The 16,848-nt window shown below is 74.6% G+C and carries 12 protein-coding genes and 2 pseudogenes; 11 read left to right on the top strand and 3 right to left on the bottom strand.

The features are described from left to right. Positions 1 to 103 precede the first annotated feature (103 nt). The 5 genes from ACIP5W_RS33285 (at position 104) to ACIP5W_RS33265 (ending at position 7,021) form a co-directional block, all read left to right on the top strand. A complete protein-coding gene (locus tag ACIP5W_RS33285; protein WP_401481381.1) occupies positions 104 to 1,018 on the top strand; it encodes a universal stress protein in 915 nt (304 codons plus the stop codon). Between the two features lie 566 nt (positions 1,019 to 1,584). Beyond that, entirely contained in the window at positions 1,585 to 2,487 is a 903-nt protein-coding gene (locus ACIP5W_RS33280) for a universal stress protein (protein ID WP_401481379.1), read from the top strand. Positions 2,488 to 2,558: 71 nt separating this feature from the next. After that, positions 2,559 to 3,404, top strand: coding sequence for an oxygenase MpaB family protein (locus ACIP5W_RS33275; protein ID WP_401481377.1), 846 nt, complete (start codon positions 2,559 to 2,561; stop codon positions 3,402 to 3,404). Positions 3,405 to 3,536: 132 nt separating this feature from the next. Further along, positions 3,537 to 5,129, top strand: coding sequence for a phytoene desaturase family protein (locus ACIP5W_RS33270; RefSeq protein ID WP_401481375.1), 1,593 nt, complete (start codon positions 3,537 to 3,539; stop codon positions 5,127 to 5,129). Positions 5,130 to 5,521: 392 nt separating this feature from the next. After that, positions 5,522 to 7,021, top strand: a complete 1,500-nt coding sequence (locus ACIP5W_RS33265; RefSeq protein WP_401481373.1) for an acyl-CoA synthetase — start codon at positions 5,522 to 5,524, stop codon at positions 7,019 to 7,021. A 43-nt stretch (positions 7,022 to 7,064) separates the two neighbouring features. On the opposite strand, the pseudogene paaK reads toward ACIP5W_RS33265, so the two are convergent. Continuing rightward, positions 7,065 to 8,363, bottom strand: a pseudogene (paaK, locus tag ACIP5W_RS33260) (phenylacetate--CoA ligase PaaK). Between the two features lie 168 nt (positions 8,364 to 8,531). Between paaK and ACIP5W_RS33255 the strand changes: the two are divergent. From ACIP5W_RS33255 to ACIP5W_RS33235, 5 genes and pseudogenes are all read left to right on the top strand, one after another. Beyond that, a pseudogene (locus ACIP5W_RS33255) lies at positions 8,532 to 8,917 on the top strand (alpha/beta fold hydrolase); the annotation flags it as partial. A 136-nt stretch (positions 8,918 to 9,053) separates the two neighbouring features. After that, positions 9,054 to 9,296 carry a DUF397 domain-containing protein gene (locus ACIP5W_RS33250; protein WP_363089433.1) on the top strand — a complete coding sequence of 81 codons (243 nt, stop codon included), beginning with the start codon at positions 9,054 to 9,056 and terminating at the stop codon, positions 9,294 to 9,296. Positions 9,297 to 9,550: 254 nt separating this feature from the next. After that, positions 9,551 to 10,450: a universal stress protein gene (locus ACIP5W_RS33245; protein ID WP_401481371.1), complete on the top strand. Its 900-nt coding sequence runs from the start codon at positions 9,551 to 9,553 to the stop codon at positions 10,448 to 10,450. 42 nt (positions 10,451 to 10,492) lie between these two features. Continuing rightward, a complete protein-coding gene (locus tag ACIP5W_RS33240; protein ID WP_401481369.1) occupies positions 10,493 to 11,092 on the top strand; it encodes a CGNR zinc finger domain-containing protein in 600 nt (199 codons plus the stop codon). Between the two features lie 98 nt (positions 11,093 to 11,190). Beyond that, entirely contained in the window at positions 11,191 to 11,688 is a 498-nt protein-coding gene (locus ACIP5W_RS33235) for a hypothetical protein (RefSeq protein ID WP_401481367.1), read from the top strand. A gap of 6 nt (positions 11,689 to 11,694) precedes the next feature. Here the strand turns inward: ACIP5W_RS33235 and ACIP5W_RS33230 are convergent, their stop codons facing one another. Both ACIP5W_RS33230 and ACIP5W_RS33225 read right to left on the bottom strand, forming a co-directional pair. After that, positions 11,695 to 13,674 carry an N-acetylmuramoyl-L-alanine amidase gene (locus ACIP5W_RS33230; RefSeq protein ID WP_401481365.1) on the bottom strand — a complete coding sequence of 660 codons (1,980 nt, stop codon included), beginning with the start codon at positions 13,672 to 13,674 and terminating at the stop codon, positions 11,695 to 11,697. Between the two features lie 285 nt (positions 13,675 to 13,959). After that, a complete protein-coding gene (locus ACIP5W_RS33225) occupies positions 13,960 to 15,102 on the bottom strand; it encodes an aminoglycoside phosphotransferase family protein (protein ID WP_401481363.1) in 1,143 nt (380 codons plus the stop codon). A gap of 232 nt (positions 15,103 to 15,334) precedes the next feature. Between ACIP5W_RS33225 and ACIP5W_RS33220 the strand changes: the two genes are divergently transcribed. Then, positions 15,335 to 16,831 carry a hypothetical protein gene (locus ACIP5W_RS33220; protein WP_401481361.1) on the top strand — a complete coding sequence of 499 codons (1,497 nt, stop codon included), beginning with the start codon at positions 15,335 to 15,337 and terminating at the stop codon, positions 16,829 to 16,831. The last annotated feature ends 17 nt before the right edge of the window (positions 16,832 to 16,848 follow it).

Raw genomic sequence — 16,848 nt, 5'->3', positions numbered from 1 at the left:
TGACGCGCCGGGGCCGTTCGGCTCCCGACGGGGACCTCCGGCCCTGCCGGCCCGCACGCGTGGCCCGCCAGACTGGGGACGCGCCCTTGAAGGAGGTCCGTACATGCTCGCCATCACCGTCGGTCTCGACGGCTCGCCCGAAAGCCTCGCCGCCGCCGACTGGGCCGCTCGCGAGGCGGCACAACGGGAGACGACCCTGTGCCTCCTGCACGCCGGGGAATCGCCGCGCCCTCTCCACGCGCCGCTCGCGGGCCTTCCGGCACCGGGCGTGCTCGACGCGCAGCGCGCCCGGGCGACCCGGCTGCTGAGCGAGACCGCCTCCCGGCTCGCGGAGCGCCACCCCGGCCTGCGGATCACCACCCGGCAGACCGAGGGGCCGGTGGTGCCCGCCCTGCTGGCGGCCGAGGAGGACACCGAACTGCTGGTCCTCGGGTCCCGGCGCCTCGGCACGGTGTCGGGCTTCCTGGCCGGTTCCGTCGCCCTCGCCACGCTGGCGCGTGCCGAACGCCCCGTCGTCCTCGTACGGGCCGACGGCCACCCCGAGGACGAGCACCTGCCGGACGCCACGGGCGCCGGCGCGACCACCACTCCCTACCGCGAGGTCGTGCTGGGGCTGGACCCGCGGAGCCCGGCCGACGCCGTCGTCGAGTTCGCGTTCGAGGCCGCCCGGCGTCGTGCGGCGGGCCTGCGGGTGGTCCACGGCTGGAACCCGGCGGCCGACCAGGGCTACGGCGCCGTCCTGGAGGCGGGACCCGACGCCGGACCGACGGAAGGGGCACGGCACGGACTCGGCGACGTCCTGCGGCCCTGGCAGGACAAGTTCCCGGGCGTGGAGGTGCGGGAGCAGGCCGTCATCGGAGGTGCCGGCCGTCACCTCGTGCACGCGTCGAGGGACGCGTCCCTGGTCGTCGTCGGACGCGAGCGGCGCCGGGCACCGGTCGGCGGACGCATCGGTCCGGTGACACACGCGGTGCTGCAGCACGCCTCCGCGCCGGTGGCGGTGGTCCCGCACGACTGACCCGCAAAGGAGGGCCGGCTCCGGCGGACCGCCCACGCCGGCGCGGGGCGCCTGGGCCGGACGTCCGCAAGTCCGGGAGTCGGCAGGCCCTCACGTCCGGCAGCCCAGGGGGCCGGCAGCCCAGGGGTCCGGGAGCTCGGGAGTCCGGATGCGGTGCACCGGGGCGAGGCCGGACCACGGCGCTGTCGCCCGTGCGTGCGGCGCCGCGGCCGGGAGGTCCGGCGGGGCCCGCCGGACCGTTCGGCCCGGACCCGGAGGCGCCGCAGCACGGCCGCCGGTGCCCGGCGGCGTTCCCGTGAGCCGCCGGCCGGCTCGGCGTTCCCTCCCGCCCGCGCCGGCGGGCCCGGCGTTCCGCCGCCCCGCTCCGCCGTCCGTCCCTCCCGCGCCCTCCCGTGCCGCCGGTACGCGGGCCCGGCCGGAACTGCGGTCGGGCCAGCCAGTCCTGACGGGGTGTCACGGAAAAGGGCCGGACGGCCCCCCGGAGGGGACCGGGCAGCCTCTGCCGCCGCACCGCCCGCCGGGCGACGCTGGCACCGTAAGACAGAGCGAATGTGGGAGGTGCGGAGATGCTTCTGCCCGTGACCGCCGGAGTCGACGGATCCGCCGAGAGCCTGGCCGCCGCTGCATGGGCGGCCCGCGAGGCCGCCCGGCGGGACCGGCCACTGCACCTGGTGCACGCCCTGGCCTGGCAGCCCCGGCACCAGGACGACGACAGCACGGGCGCCGCCCGGCGGCATCTGGCCCGGCGCGCACTGCGACGGGCGGAGGAACGGGTCCGCGCCGAACGCCCCGGTGTGCGTCTCACCGACGAGCAGTCGGAGGGCCCGGCCACCGCCGCCCTGCTCAAGGCCGCCGACCGGTCCGGCCTGTTGGTCCTCGGCTCCCGCGGGCTGAGCGGTTTCACCGGATTCCTCGTCGGCTCCGTCGCGCTCGGCGTGGTCGCGAGGGCCGCGTGCCCCGTCGTCCTCGTGCGGGCGGACGAGGAGGCGGCGGACGAACACCTGCCGGCCGGCGACGGAGGAGCCTCGACGGACACCGGGTACCGGGACGTCGTGCTCGCCGTCGACCTCGGCGAGGCCTGCGACGAGGTCGTCGAGTTCGCCTTCGAGGCGGCCCGGCTCCGGAACGCGCGCCTGCGCGCCGTGCACGCCTGGCACACGGCAGGCCCGGTCGGCCTCGGCACCGGCGACATCGGCCTGGTGCGGGAGTCCCGGCAGGGCGAGGAATGGCTGGGCTTCCTCAAGGCCGCGCTCCAGGTGTGGCGCGACAAGTACCCCGACGTGGAGGTCCTGGAGACGGTGGTGGAGGACAGGCCGTCGAGCGCGCTCGTGAGGGCGGCGACCGGAGCCGGCCTCCTCGTCGTCGGCCACCGCGTCGCCGAACGCCCGGCCGGCCCCCGTACCGGGCCCGTCACGCACGCCGCGGTCCATCACGTCGGCTGCCCGGTGGCCGTCGTCCCGCACGCCTGAGGGAGCGCCCGCACCGTATTCGGCCGGTTCGGACGGTGGCGTAGGCCGCTCGTCCCGGCCACACTGCCGGTATGAGCGCCGACCCCGGTTTGTACGGCCCGGCCAGTGTGACGTGGCAGGCGCACGGCGATCCCATGATGTGGGTCGCCGGAATCCGCGCGCTCCACCTCCAGGCGCTGCACCCGCGTGCGGTACGCGGCGTCATGCAGAACTCCGACTTCCGCCGCGACGCCTGGGGACGCCTCATGCGCACCGCGGACTTCGTCGGCACCATCACCTACGGCACCGCCGAGGAGGCCGAGAAGGCCGGGGCCCGGGTCCGCCGGATCCACCGCCTGCTGTCCGCGAACGACCCGGACACGGGGGAGCGGTACGGCATCGACGACCCCGCACTGCTGCTGTGGGTGCACTGCGCCGAGATCGACTCCTACCTGCACGTTCTGCGCCGCTCCGGCTACCCCCTCACCGACGCGGCAGCCGACCGCTACCTCGCCGAACAACGCGTCGCGGCCCGCCTGGTGGGCCTCGACCCCGACGCCGTACCCGCCGACAGGGCGGCGATGGACGCCTACTTCGAGAAGGTACGGCCCGAACTCGCCGCCGGGGACGACGCGCACGCGGTGGACGACTTCCTGCGCCGCCCGCCGACGCACCCCCTGCTCGTCCCGGCCCGCGCCGTGCTGTGGCGGCACGTGGCGGACCTGGCGTACGGCTCCCTGCCGCCGTACGCGCACGAGTTGTACGGCCGGGCGGCCCCGCCGCCCGCGACCGTCACCCGGCGGTTGCGGGCCACGGGCACCGTCCTGCGCGCCGTTCCGGCACGTCTGCGGTGGCAGGTGCCGCCCCGGCACATCCTGCGGGCCGTGGCACGGCTCGGCCCCGAGGCGCGTCCGGCGCCGGACGGAGCCGCACGGTAGGCCGGGCGCCGGGGGCCACCACCGAGGCAGACCACCGCCGGCTCCCGCCCGCGGCGACCGGCCGGGAAGCGGTGCCGCGCCGGTGGCGGTCCGCCTCTGGCCGGTCCTGATCGCCCCGTGTTACGAAGAACCATGCCTGCACACGAGGGAGACCCCGGACGTCGTTCCTACGACGTCGTCATCGTCGGCGGCGGTCACAACGGGCTGGTCGCCGCCGCCTACCTGGCGCGGGCCGGGCGGTCCGTGCTGGTGCTGGAGCGGCTGGACCACGCCGGGGGCGCCGCCGTCTCCACCCGGCCGTTCGCCGGCCTGGACGCCCGGCTGTCGCGCTACTCGTACCTGGTCAGTCTGCTGCCGCCGAAGATCGTGCGGGATCTGGGGCTGGACTTCCGGGTCCGGCGGCGCACCATCTCCTCGTACACGCCCGTGGAGCGTGACGGGCGGCCGACCGGGCTGCTCGTGGGCGGCGGCGAGGCACGCACCCGTGAGGCGTTCGCGCGGCTGACCGGCGGCGAACGGGAGCACACGGCCTGGCAGCGCTTCCACGGCATGACCGGGCGCCTCGCCGAACGCGTCTTCCCGACGCTCACCGAACCCCTGCCCACCCGTGAGGAGCTGCGCCGGCGCGTCGACGACGAGGAGGCCTGGCGGATGCTCTTCGAGGAGCCCGTCGGCGTCGCCGTCGAGGAGTACTTCACGGACGACCTGGTGCGGGGCGTCGTCCTGACGGACGCGCTGATCGGGACCTTCGCCGACGCCCACGACGCCTCCCTCAAGCAGAACCGCTGCTTCCTCTACCACGTGATCGGCGGCGGCACCGGCGCCTGGGACGTGCCCGTCGGAGGGATGGGGGCGCTCACCGACGCCCTGGCCGATGCCGCCCGGAGCGCGGGCGCCGTCCTCGCCACCGGGCACGAGGCCGTCCGGATCGACACCGACGGCCGCAGCGCCGAGGTCGTCCACCGCACCGCCGACGGCGAGAGCGTCACCGCCGCCCGGCACGTCCTCGTCAACGCCTCCCCGCAGGAGCTCGCCGCCCTCACCGCAGGCACCCCGCCGGCCCCCGCCGAGGGCGCCCAGCTCAAGGTGAACATGCTGCTGAGACGGCTGCCCCGGCTCCGCGACACCTCCGTCGACCCGCGCGAGGCCTTCGCCGGCACCTTCCACGTCGCCGAGGGCTACGCCCAACTGGCCGCCGCCCACGCCCAAGCCGCGGCCGGCGACCTGCCCACCGCCCCGCCGTCGGAGATCTACTGCCACTCCCTGACCGACCCGACGATCCTCGGCCCGGACCTGGCCCGGCGGGGCTTCCAGACGCTCACCCTGTTCGGCCTGCACACCCCCGCCCGGCTGTTCGAACGGGACAACGACGCCGTACGCGAGCAACTGCTCGAGGCCACCCTCGCCCAACTGGACGCGCACCTCGCCGAGCCGCTCGCCGACTGCCTGGCCACCGACGCCGACGGCCGCCCCTGCATCGAGGCGAAGACCCCGCTGGACCTGGAGCGCGAGCTCGGGCTGCCCGGCGGCCACATCTTCCACCGCGACCTGGCCTGGCCGCACGCCCAGGACGGCGTCGGCCGCTGGGGCGTCGAGACCGCGCACGCCAACGTGCTGCTGTGCGGCGCCGGCGCGGTGCGCGGGGGAGGGGTCAGCGGGGTGCCGGGGCACAACGCGGCGATGGCGGTCCTGGAGGACCTCGCCGAACGGGGCCTCTCCGGATGAGGCCCCGCCGGGCGAAACCCGCCCGCACGGCGGGCCCCGTTCCGAAGCGACCCTTCAGGACCGCATGCCCCCGGCCGTGAGCCCGGCCCCGCACTCGCCGCCCGCCTCCTCGCCCCCTGTGCCGGCCGGCCGGCTGCGAACGGTCCCGGGCCGTCGACCTCATCGCCTGGACGCCCCGCGACCCCGACGGCAAGCCCTACGAGCGGCGGCCGCGGGAGCGGTACCGGGAGGACCGCGCCGGGCCCCGGTGAGGATCACGGGTGTGCGGGTCACCGGTACCCGCCCACCCGGACCGCCCGCAGGGCGGGCGAGGGCGTGCGCGGGCCGGGCGCGGGTCCGCCCCCGCTCCGCCGGCTTGACCTGTCCCGGCGGCCCGCCGAGGATCATGTGCCATGACGCCCGGACACGGCAGCACCGTCGACGGGGTGCTGCGCCGCAGCGCCCGACGCACTCCCGCACGCCTCGCGGTGGAGTACCGAGACCGCACCTGGACCTACGGGGAACTCGACGAGGCGGTCTCCCGCGCGGCGAGCGCCCTGCTCGGCCAGGGCCTCGCCCCCGGCGACCGGGTGGCCGCCTACGGCCACAACTCCGACGCCTACCTCATCGCGTTCCTGGCCTGCGCCCGCGCCGGCCTGGTCCACGTCCCCGTCAACCACAACCTCACCGGCGACGACCTCGCGTACGTCGTCGGCCAGTCGGGCAGCACCCTGGTCCTCACCGACCCCGGCCTCGCCGGCCGGCTCCCCGACGGCGTGCGGACCCTGCCGCTGCGCGACGCCGACGACTCGCTCCTCTCCCTGCTGGCGGCCGCCCCCGCGTACGACGGCCCCGAGCCGCGCGCCGAGGACCTGGTCCAGCTCCTCTACACCTCCGGTACGACGGCCCTTCCCAAGGGCGCGATGATGACGCACCGCGCCCTGGTCCACGAGTACCTCAGCGCGATCACCGCCCTCGACCTGAGTGCCGGCGACCGCCCCGCGCACTCGCTGCCCCTCTACCACTCGGCGCAGATGCACGTGTTCCTGCTCCCGTACCTCGCGGTGGGCGCAACCAACCTCGTCCTCGACGCACCCGACGGCGACCGCCTGTTCGACCTGATCGAGGCGGGCCGGGTCGACAGCCTCTTCGCCCCGCCCACCGTGTGGATCGGCCTGGCCGACCGGCCCGACTTCGGCACCCGCGACCTCGGCGGGCTGCGCAAGGCGTACTACGGGGCGTCGGTCATGCCGGTCCCGGTCCTGGAACGGCTGCGCGAGCGCCTGCCGAAGCTCGCCTTCTACAACTGCTTCGGGCAGAGCGAGATCGGCCCCCTCGCCACCGTCCTGGCCCCCGACGAGCACAAGGGCCGCATGGACTCCTGCGGCCGCACCGTCCTGTTCGTGGACGCGCGCGTGGTCGACGGGAACGGCGAGGACGTGCCCGACGGCACGCCGGGCGAGATCGTCTACCGGTCCCCGCAGTTGTGCGAGGGCTACTGGGACAAGCCCGAGGAGACCGCCGAGGCCTTCCGCGACGGCTGGTTCCACTCCGGTGACCTCGCCGTACGGGACGCCCACGGCTACTTCACGATCGTCGACCGGGTGAAGGACGTCATCAACTCCGGTGGGGTGCTGGTCGCCTCGCGGCAGGTCGAGGACGCCCTCTACACGCACGAGGCCGTCGCCGAGGCCGCCGTGATCGGCCTGCCCGACGAGAAGTGGATCGAGGCCGTCACCGCGGTCGTCGTCCCCCGCGGCGAGGTCACGGAGGACGAACTCGTCGCCCACGCCCGCGAGAAGCTCGCCGCGTTCAAGGCGCCCAAGCGGGTGCTGTTCGTGGACGGCCTGCCGCGCAACGCCAGCGGGAAGATCCTCAAGCGGGAGCTGCGCGACCGCTTCTCCGGAGCGTAGGAGCGCAGGCGCGTCGCCCGGCCGTTCCCTGCCCCGGCCGCCGCTACCCGCGCGGGCGCAGGTCGACGATCCGGCGGATCTTCCCCACCGACCGCTCCAGCGACTCCGGATCCACGACCTCGACGGCGACCGAGACCCCGACACCGTCCTTCACGGCCGCGGCGATCGAACGGGCGGCCGTGTCACGGTCTCGGGGCGAGGCGTCGGGGCGGGCCTCGGCGCGGACCGTGAGGGCGTCGAGGCGGCCCTCGCGGGTCAGCCGCAGCTGGAAGTGCGGGGCGACTCCGGGGGTGCGCAGCACGATCTCCTCGATCTGGGTGGGGAAGAGGTTCACCCCGCGCAGGATCACCATGTCGTCACTGCGGCCGGTCACCTTCCGCATCCGCCGGAACTGCCGTGCCGTGCCCGGCAGCAGCCGGGTCAGGTCCCGGGTCCGGTACCGGACCACGGGCATCGCCTCCTTGGTGAGCGAGGTGAAGACCAGCTCGCCCTCCTCGCCCTCCGGCAGCACCTCGCCGGTGAACGGGTCGACGACCTCCGGGTAGAAGTGGTCCTCCCAGATGTGCAGCCCGTCCTTGGTCTCCACGCACTCCTGGGCGACGCCGGGGCCGATCACCTCCGACAGCCCGTATATGTCGACCGCGTCGATCGCGAACCGCTCCTCGATCTCCCGGCGCATCTCCTCCGTCCACGGCTCGGCGCCGAAGATCCCCACCCGCAGGGAGGTGCCGCGGGGATCGACGCCCTGCCGCTCGAACTCGTCCAGGAGGGTGAGCATGTAGGACGGGGTCACCATGATGATGCCCGGCTTCAGGTCCTGGATCAGCTAGACCTGACGTGACGTCATGCCGCCGGACGCGGGCACGACCGTACAGCCGAGCCGTTCGGCGCCGTAGTGGGCGCCCAGGCCGCCGGTGAACAGGCCGTAGCCGTAGGCCACGTGGACCGTGTCGCCGGGGCGCCCGCCCGCCGCCCGGATCGAGCGGGCCACCATGTCCGCCCACAGGGACAGGTCGTTCTCCGTGTACCCGACGACGGTGGGACGGCCGGTGGTGCCGCTGGAGGCGTGGATGCGGCGGATCCGCTCGCGCGGCACCGCGAACATCCCGTACGGGTAGTTCTCGCGCAGGTCCGCCTTGGTGGTGAAGGGGAACCGGGAGAGGTCGGCGAGTTCGCGGCAGTCGTCGGGGTGGACGCCCGCCTTGTCGAACGAGTCCCGGTAGAACGGCACATGGGCGTACGCGTGCCGCAACGAGGACCGCAGCCGCTCCAGTTGCAGCGCACGCAGCGCCTCCGGGCCGAGCCGTTCGCCCTCGTCCCGCGGGTCCCTCGCAGCCACCACGGACGCCTCCTCGCCAACCGTGCCGATCCGGACGACCGATCATTCGGTCGACGCCTCACGGGCCATTGATCCAGACGCGCGCCGGTGAGGCAAGGGGCCGGGCCGTACTTTCGGGACCTCGGGGAACGCCGTTGCGCCCGGACCCGGACCGGCCCCGAGGGTCTGGGCATGCCGATCCTCACCGCACCCGACGGGACCCCGCTCGCCCACCATGTCCGGGGCGAGGGCGAGCCCCTCGTCGTCCTGCCATGCGGGCCCATGCGGGCCCATGCGGGCCTCGGAGCACCTCGGCGATCTCGGCGGTCTCACCGCCCGCCGCCGTCTGATCCTGCTCGACCTGCGCGGCACCGGCGACTCCTCGGCCCCGGCGGACCCGGCGACGTACCGCTGCGACCGCCAGGTCGAGGAGGTGGAGGCGCTCCGGATCCATCTGGGCCCCGAGCGGACGGACCTCCCGGCCCACCCGGCGGGTGGCAGCCCCGCCATGCTCCACGCGGCCCACCACCCCAGGCGCGTGACCCGGCTCGTCCTCGTGACCGCCGTCCCCACGGCGGCGGCCGAGGTCCTTCTCCCCGTGGCTCGTGGGAGGGGCGCCGCCGCAGTCCCGGAAGGTCCCCCTCACGTGCCCTGTCGGCGCCGGGGACCGGTCGCTAGGCTGGCCGCGGACGACGAACCGGGAGGAGCACGGACGTGGCCGAGAGCACGATCCAGCAGCAGCCGCTCGCGAGCTGGGACAAGCCGGAGCTGGACCTCAGCAACGCCGAGTGGCAGTCCAGCAGCCGGGGCCGGGGTGATGTCCAGATCGCCTTCGTCGAGGGATTTGTCGCGATGCGCAACAGCGGCCGTCCCGAGAGCCCTTCCCTGATCTTCACGCCCGCCGAGTGGGGCGCGTTCGTCTCGGGGGCACGCGAGGGGGAGTTCGACCTGACCTGAGACCCGTCGACCGCGCCGGCCCGTCGACCGCGCCGGCCCGCCGACCGGGCCGCCCCGCCCACTTCGCGGGACGGGCCGGCCCGGCCCGGGAGCCGCCGCGCCCGGCCGGGCGGCCGGATCGCCACCGCGGCGGGCCGAACCGGCGGTGTCATCCCTCGTTCTCCGGACACGCGACCGTGGAGAGCCTGCCGGAGCCGATGCCTGAGCCAGGCTGGCCCCAGCAGGACGACGCTCGTATCCCGGAGGTGAGGACCATGAGCACGCTGCCGGTCGCCGTGGCGGTCGACGGTTCCGAGGACAGCCTGCGGGCCCTCGACTGGGCCGTGGACGCCGCACGCCGACGCCGGACGGCACTGCGCGTCTGCCACGTCCGCCACTACGCCGCGTGGACGCAGCCCGGTGTGCCCATGACCCTGCCCCCGCCCCCGGACGAGGACCCCGTCCTCAGCGACGCGCGCGCCCGGCTGGAGAAGACCGCGGACGGCACGGACGTGGAGTACGTCGGTCTCGACGGGGCGCCGGGCGCGCTGCTGCCCGAACTGGGCGCCGAGGCCGAACTCCTCGTGCTCGGGTCCCGGGGGCGGGGCGGTTTCCGGAGCCTGCTGCTGGGCTCCAACGGCATGACCGCCGCCCGCGACGCCGAGTGCCCGGTCGTGATCGTGCCCCGGCCCGGCCGCGAGGTGGACGGCCCGCCGCCCGGGCCCGGCCCGCGGGTCGTCGTCGGTCTCAACGTGGACAGCCCCGACGACGCCACCCTCGCCCTCGCCTTCACCGAGGCCGCCCTGCGGGACGCCCGCCTCCAGGTGGTCGCCGCCTATCCCTGGCCCGTCCAGACCTGGGCCGCCCCCGGCGAACTCCTCCCGACCGACATCGACCAGGGCGCCCTCGAACGCGAGACCCGCACCCTCGCCGACGGCTTCCTCGCCGCGCACCGGCAGCGCCACCCCGAGGTCCGCGTGGAGCCGTACCCCGCCCCAGGCGACGCGGCCGGCCACCTCGTCGCCGTCTCCCGGGACGCCGAACTGGTCGTGGTGGGCCGCCACCGCCGGCGCCTGCTGGCGCCCGCCCGCCTGCTGGGCTCCGTCACCCACGCCGTCCTGCTGCACGCGGCGAGCCCGGTGGCGGTGGTGCCACCGACACCCGCGGAGGAATGAGACGCCCCTGCCGGTGGCTGCATGCGGCCTATCATCGGCCGCATGCAGGACGCGCTCCCCGCCGACAGCCGCCTCGCCCTCGACCTCGTGCTGACCCTCCGGCACGACGGTCACGGCCAGGTCGCCGACGACCTCACCGACCCAGAGGAACTCACCGCCTGGGTCCGCGCCCACGCCGACGTCCTCCCGGTCTCCCCGGGCTACGCCGCCGACGCCCGGGGCGTCGCCGCCGTACGCGACCTGCGCGCCGCCGTCCGCGCCCTCTTCGCGCACGCCGTACGCCCCGGCGCGCCGAGCCCCGCCGACGCGGCCCGGCTGCTGCCCGTGGCCGAGGCCCTGGACCGTCTCAACACGGCCGCCGCCCGCCTGCCCACCGTCCCCGTCCTGCACTGGAGCGACGGCGCCGGTCCGCGCGCCGGCCGGCGGGCCGTGCCGGACGGCGACGACCTCGACGCCGCCCTCGCACAGGCCGTGATCGCCTTCCTGGCCGGCCCGGACCGGCAGCGCCTGCGCGCCTGCCACGCCCCGCGCTGCGTCCGCTACTTCCTCAAGGACCACCCGCGCCAGGAGTGGTGCAGGCCGTCCTGCGGGAACCGCGCCCGCGTGGCCCGCCACCACGAACGCCACAAGCAGGCCTCGTAGCCCGGAAGGCACCGCACCCCGACGAGAGCCGTGCGGCCACCCCGGACGGGCGGCCGCCCGCAGGACGCCGACGGCCCCCGTACCCGTACCATGGCCCCATGTCGTTCCTCCGCCGCCGCAGTGCCACGCCCGCCGGGCCCGACTTCGACGTCCTGGCCATGGATCCGGGTGACTGGCCCGGCAACCTCGGCGCCGGCCTGCTGCCGGCCCCCGACGGCACGTGCCAGGGCGTCTTCCTGCGCTACGACCTCTTCGGCGGCCGCGGCCCCGCGATGATCATCGGCAACCTTCCCGAGGGCTCGCCGGCCCGCGAGGTCGCCCGGGACGAGGTTCCCTTCGAGGTGGCCCAACTGCTGCTCGCGCTGGAGAACGAGGAGGAGGTGACCGTCGTCGGCACCGAGGACATGCCGGTGATGCAGGGCGACAACCTCCTCATCGTGCGCCGCCTCAAGCTCTCCGAGAGCCGCATCTCCTGCGTGCAGTTCGACCGCAGCGACAACGTCCTGGTGACCATCGCCGCCTGGGACCGCCCCATCACCGACGACCTGTACGCCCTGCTGAAGCCGCTCCCGGCGGAGCTTTTCCAGCAGGGCTGACCGGACCTACGGCGTCGACAGCCGTACGTCCGCGGCCCGGACGAACGCCACCCGGTGCCCGTACTGGATCTCGTAGTACAGGTCCTCGCCGACGACCACCCGGTGCGAGTCGGCGGTGAAGTCCACCGCGTAGTAGTACTCGCCGGGCACCCTGTCACCGACCACGTACTTCTGTCCCGCCGGCAGCCGGTACGGCAGCGGCGACACCGACTGGACGGGCACTCCCGCCGGGTACGCCGACGCCTCCGGGTAGGCGCGCCCGTAGACCGGCACGCTCTCCGCACCGTCCTTCGCCGTCACCAGCAGCCCCTTCGCGGGCACGGCCGTCGGCTGCGCCGCGGGGTTGCGGAACCAGGCCTTCTGGCCCAGGTACCAGATCGCCGTCCAGTCGCCGAAGCGGTCGGCGACCGCGTACTGCTGGCCGGTGGAGACCCGTGAGGAGATGTCGTTCACGCCCGTCGTCGGGGTCGTGCCCAGGCCGGCGTCCGTGATCAGGGCGGAGTTCTCGTCGTGGTCGGAGTACAGCCGCACCGCGCTCGACCCGTGCGCCGCGCACGGTTCGTCCTTCGCCGTGCAGCCCGCGTACACCGGCCGGTTGGCGGAGTAGTCCGGCAGGATCGTCACCACCCCGGCGTTCTTGCGGGCCGTGGCCTTGAAGGGCCGGCCCAGCAGTTCGAAGTAGTGCCGCCAGTCCCAGTACGGCCCCGGGTCGGTGTGCATGCCCGGCACGGTCGCCGCGGTCGGGCCGGGCACGGTGTCGTGCCCCAGGATGTGCTGCCGGTCCAGCGGAATGCCGTACTTCTTCGCCAGGTACGTCACCAGGCGCGCCGACGACCGGTACATCGCCTCCGTGTACCAGGAGTCCGGGGAGGCGAGGAAGCCCTCGTGCTCCAGGCCGATCGACGTGGCGTTGACGTACCAGTTGCCCGCGTGCCAGGCCACGTCCTTCGCCTTCACGTGCTGGGCGATGTGGCCGTCGGTGGAGCGCAGCGAGTACTGCCAGGACACGTAGGTGGGGTCCTGGACCAGGTTCAGGACCCCTTCCCAGCCGCCCTCGGTGTCGTGCACGACGATGTACTTGATCGACTGCGACGCCGGGCGGTTCCCCAGGTCGTGGTTGCCGTAGTCGTTGTCGCCGAACTGCTCGTACGGCGCCGGGATCCACTCGCAGGAGACCGACGCCGGGCACTCGGTGCCGGCCGCGGACGCCGCGCGCAGACCGGCCCGCCGCAGTTGCCCCGTGTCGGGTGCCAGTTCCGGCCGCGCGGCCAGCGCCACCAGCTGGCCGGCGTCCGTGGTCCGTTCCTGTCCGGTGCGGATCACGTCGTACACGTCGTTCGCGTACGTGGCGGCCGTCGCGGTGTCGTCGGCGCCGGAGAAGCGGGCCACCGCGCCGTACCAGTCGGCCGGATCGTCGGTCAGCGGCTCGCCCAGGTCCCGCTGTGCGGCGGCGAGCAGGGCGGCGCCGCCGGCCACATTGGCGGCCGGGTCGGTGCGCAGTTCCTCGGGGCTCAGACCGGTCAGCTCCGCAGCCTCGGGGAGCGTGCTGAGGCGGGCCGGGATCGCGGTGCCGGACGGGAGCGGCGCCTTCGGGCGCAGGGCGGCGCGGGCGTCGTCGCCGCGCGGGTCCTCCGTGCCCTCGCTGTGGTGCGGGGCGCCGGCCAGGGCGGTGCGGGCGTCCGTGAGGTGCATCGGACCGTAGCCGCCGGTCACGCTCGGCGCGCCGCCGTGCGCGTCCCAGCGGGACTGGAGATAGGAGACGCCCAGCAGCACGCTCTGCGGCACGTCGTACTCGGCGGACGCGGCGGCGAACGCCCGTTGCAGCCCCGTCGCCGACCGGTCCGCGGCGCCCGGCGAGCCCGGTGCGGGGGACGCGGCGAGCAGCGGGAACAGCAGAGCCGCCGAGGCGACGGCGCCGGCGGCTCTGCGGGTGCGTGCGGGACCGGTGGTGCGCGCCGGTCCGGGACGGGTGGGGGATCCTCGCAATGCTGACTCCTGGGACGAGCGGGCGGGGCGGGGCGTGCGGGGCCGGCTTGCCGACGATCCGTCAATCATGCCCACGGAAAGGCGATTTCCCATGTCAGCGAGGGGCGGGCGAGTTTCGTGGCGGGTGACCCCGCCGCCTGCGGTCCGTCACCGGCGTACACCAATGGCTCCGGCGCGACGGCGGCCGGTGCACGAAGGTCCGTGGTGCGCCGCCGCTCCGGCGCACCACGGACCTTTCTCCCCTCGGCGGGTGCCGACCGGCGCGGACCGATCCGCACTCGCCGATCAGCGAGTGCCGACCGCCGCCCGGACGGCCCGGCGGGCCAGCTGGCAGTCGTCGTGCAGCCGCCGCAGCAGCAACCGCTGCTCCTCGCCGGACGGCACGGCACCCGGGTGGGCCGCCCCCGCAGCCGCGGGGGCCGCGTCGTGCATCGAACGCTGCACGGCCATCTCGTAGGTGCGGATCTCCCGGGTCAGCACCAGCATCAGGTTGACCAGGAAGGCGTCGCGTGAGGCCGGGCCCGCCGACTGGGCGATCTGGCTGATCTGACGGCGCGCCGCCGGGGCCTCACCGAGGACCGACCACAGCGTCGCCAGGTCGTAGCCCGGCAGGTACCAGCCCGCGTGCTCCCAGTCCACCAGCACTGGACCGGCCGGTGACAGGAGCATGTTGGACAGCAGGGCGTCGCCGTGGCAGAACTGGCCCATGCCCTGCCGGCCCGCGGTCGCCGCGATGCCGTGCAGCAGCTTCTGGAGGTCCCCCAGATCCCGGTCGGTCAGCAGCCCCAGCTCGTGGTAGCGGGAGATCCGGGCCGCGTAGTCGAGCGGGGCGTCGAAGGTGCCGGCCGTGGGCCGCCAGGCGTTGAGCCGGCAGATCGCGCCGAGCGCCGCCCGGATGTCCGCGCGGGGCGGGGCCTCCGCGGGATGCCGTTGCAGGGCCGCCACACGTCCCGGCATCCGTTCGACGACGAGGGTGCAGTTGTCCGGGTCCGCCGCGATCAGCCTCGGCGCCCGCACAGGAGGGCGGTGCCGGACGAACGTGCGGTATGCAGCTATCTCGTGCCGGATCCGCTCGGCCCACGCGGGGGAGTGGTCCAGTAAACACTTGGCGACGGCCGTGCTGCGTCCCGTCGTGCCGACCAGGAGCACGGAGCGGCCGCTGCGGCGCAGTACCTGCACGGGGGCGAACTCCGGGCAGATCCGGTGCACCGACGCGATCGCCGTGCGCAGTTGGGCACCCTGTGGGCCGGACAGGTCGAGTCTCCCGCTGAGGGGCTGTGTGCCGAGCCCCGCGGGGCGCCGGGCGCCGCGGCCCGCGCCGAGCACGGGAGGTGCCGGCCGGGCGGGGTCGAGGTAGGGGCCGCCGCCGCCCGGGCGGGAGTGCAGCGACCGGGGCGGGGCGGACACGGAGGACGATGCTGTGTACATGGGCGAAACAGATCCCTTCGTGTGCCTGCGACATCGATGCGCCGCCCGGCCCGGCCTCCCGGGTGCACCCTGGGGAATGTCCCTCGGCGACCGGGTCGGGGTGGCGCACTCCTACCTGACACCTGTCGCCCAGTGGCACACCATCTGGCGCACCCTGGCGAACCCTGGCGAATAGTCGCCCGGCAACCTGCACGGGGCTACTGTCAACTCAGCCGAGAACCTGGGGGCTTACGTGAGCGGACAACCCAACACCCGCCTGGCGGACCTGTTCGGCCTGGCCGGCTGGTCCAAAGGGGAACTCGCGAGGCTGGTCAACCGGCAGGCGGCGGCCATGGGCCACCCCCAGCTGTCGACCGACACCTCCCGGGTGCGGCGGTGGATCGACATGGGAGAGATCCCGCGCGATCCCGTGCCGCGGGTGCTGGCGGCTCTGTTCACCGAGCGTCTCGGCCGTGTCGTGACCATCGAGGACCTCGGTCTGGTCCGGCACGGGCGTGCGGGGAAACGGCCACGCGACGGGAGTGAGCAGCATCCCGACGGCGTGCCGTGGGCGCCCGAACGGACTGCCGCGGTCCTCACCGAATTCACGGGAATGGACCTCATGCTCAACCGACGCGGCTTGGTGGGCGCGGGTGCCGCGCTCGCCGCGGGATCAGCACTCAGCAGTGCCATGTACGACTGGCTGCACACCGACCCCACCCTCTCCGCCGACGCTTCCGTCGTCGATCACCCCCTCCTGCACGCCGACTCCGCCGGGTTCGACCGTTACGAGGCCGCCCCCGTCGGGACGGAGGAGGTCGACGAACTGGAGCGCTCGGTGGAGGTGTTCCGAGCCTGGGACGCCGCCCGTGGCGGCGGACTCCAGCGCAAGGCCGTGGTGGGCCAGCTCAACGAGGTGGGCGGCATGCTCGCCTACCGCCACCCACCCCACCTCCAGCGGCGCCTGTGGGGCGTCGCCGCCAACCTCGCCGTCCTCGCGGGCTGGATGTCGCACGACGTCGGCCTGGAGCCCACGGCCCAGAAGTACTTCGTGATCGCCGCCCATGCCGCGCGGGAGGGCGGCGACCGGCCCCGGGCGGGGGAGGCCCTCTCCAGGGCGGCCCGTCAGATGGTGCACCTCGGCCGGCCCGACGAGGCCATGGACCTCATGAAGCTGGCCCAGTCCGGCTCCGGTGACGCGGTGCTGCCACGGACGCGTGCCATGTTCCACACCATCGAGGCCTGGGCCCAGGCCTCGATGGGCAAGGGGCAGGCCATGCGCCGCACGCTCGGTCAGGCGGAGGACCTGTTCGTCTCCGGCCGGATCGACGCGGAGACGCCGTCCTGGATGCAGACCTTCAAGGACGAGGACCTGTACGGCATGCAGGCCCTGGCCTATCGCACGCTCGCCGAGTTCGAACCGGGGGCGGCCGTGCACGCCCAGTACTACGCGGAGAAGGCCCTCGCCCTGCGGGTCGACGGGCGGGAGCGGTCGAAGATCTTCGACCATCTGTCCATGGCCTCGGCCTGTTTCATCGCGGACGACCCCGAACAGGCCGACCGGTACGCGCGGCTGGCCCTGATGTCGATGGGGTCGAACTCCTCCCGGCGCACCTGGGACAGGCTGCGCGAGATGTACCGGCTCACCGCCGAGTACGCGAACTACCCGCGGATCAGCGAACTGCGCGAGGAGATCCGGCAGGCGCTGCCGAAGCCGAGGGGAGGGAAGAACAACACCGCTCAGGCGTAGATGAGTTGACGGTTATC

Source organism: Streptomyces sp. NPDC088766 (assembly GCF_044750845.1).
Taxonomy (GTDB): Bacteria; Actinomycetota; Actinomycetes; order Streptomycetales; family Streptomycetaceae; genus Streptomyces.
The sequence above is the reverse complement of the archived record's forward strand: the minus strand, read 5'-3'. Positions and strand labels throughout refer to the sequence as shown.

Coding starts and splice junctions, on each gene's coding strand:
- ACIP5W_RS33280 (WP_401481379.1), top strand. CDS start 1,585: ATGCTTCTGCCCGTGACCGCCGGAGTCGACGGATCCGCCGAGAGCCTG.
- ACIP5W_RS33240 (WP_401481369.1), top strand. CDS start 10,493: ATGCAGGACGCGCTCCCCGCCGACAGCCGCCTCGCCCTCGACCTCGTG.
- ACIP5W_RS33270 (WP_401481375.1), top strand. CDS start 3,537: ATGCCTGCACACGAGGGAGACCCCGGACGTCGTTCCTACGACGTCGTC.
- ACIP5W_RS33245 (WP_401481371.1), top strand. CDS start 9,551: ATGAGCACGCTGCCGGTCGCCGTGGCGGTCGACGGTTCCGAGGACAGC.
- ACIP5W_RS33275 (WP_401481377.1), top strand. CDS start 2,559: ATGAGCGCCGACCCCGGTTTGTACGGCCCGGCCAGTGTGACGTGGCAG.
- ACIP5W_RS33285 (WP_401481381.1), top strand. CDS start 104: ATGCTCGCCATCACCGTCGGTCTCGACGGCTCGCCCGAAAGCCTCGCC.
- ACIP5W_RS33235 (WP_401481367.1), top strand. CDS start 11,191: ATGTCGTTCCTCCGCCGCCGCAGTGCCACGCCCGCCGGGCCCGACTTC.
- ACIP5W_RS33225 (WP_401481363.1), bottom strand. CDS start 15,102: ATGTACACAGCATCGTCCTCCGTGTCCGCCCCGCCCCGGTCGCTGCAC.
- ACIP5W_RS33265 (WP_401481373.1), top strand. CDS start 5,522: ATGACGCCCGGACACGGCAGCACCGTCGACGGGGTGCTGCGCCGCAGC.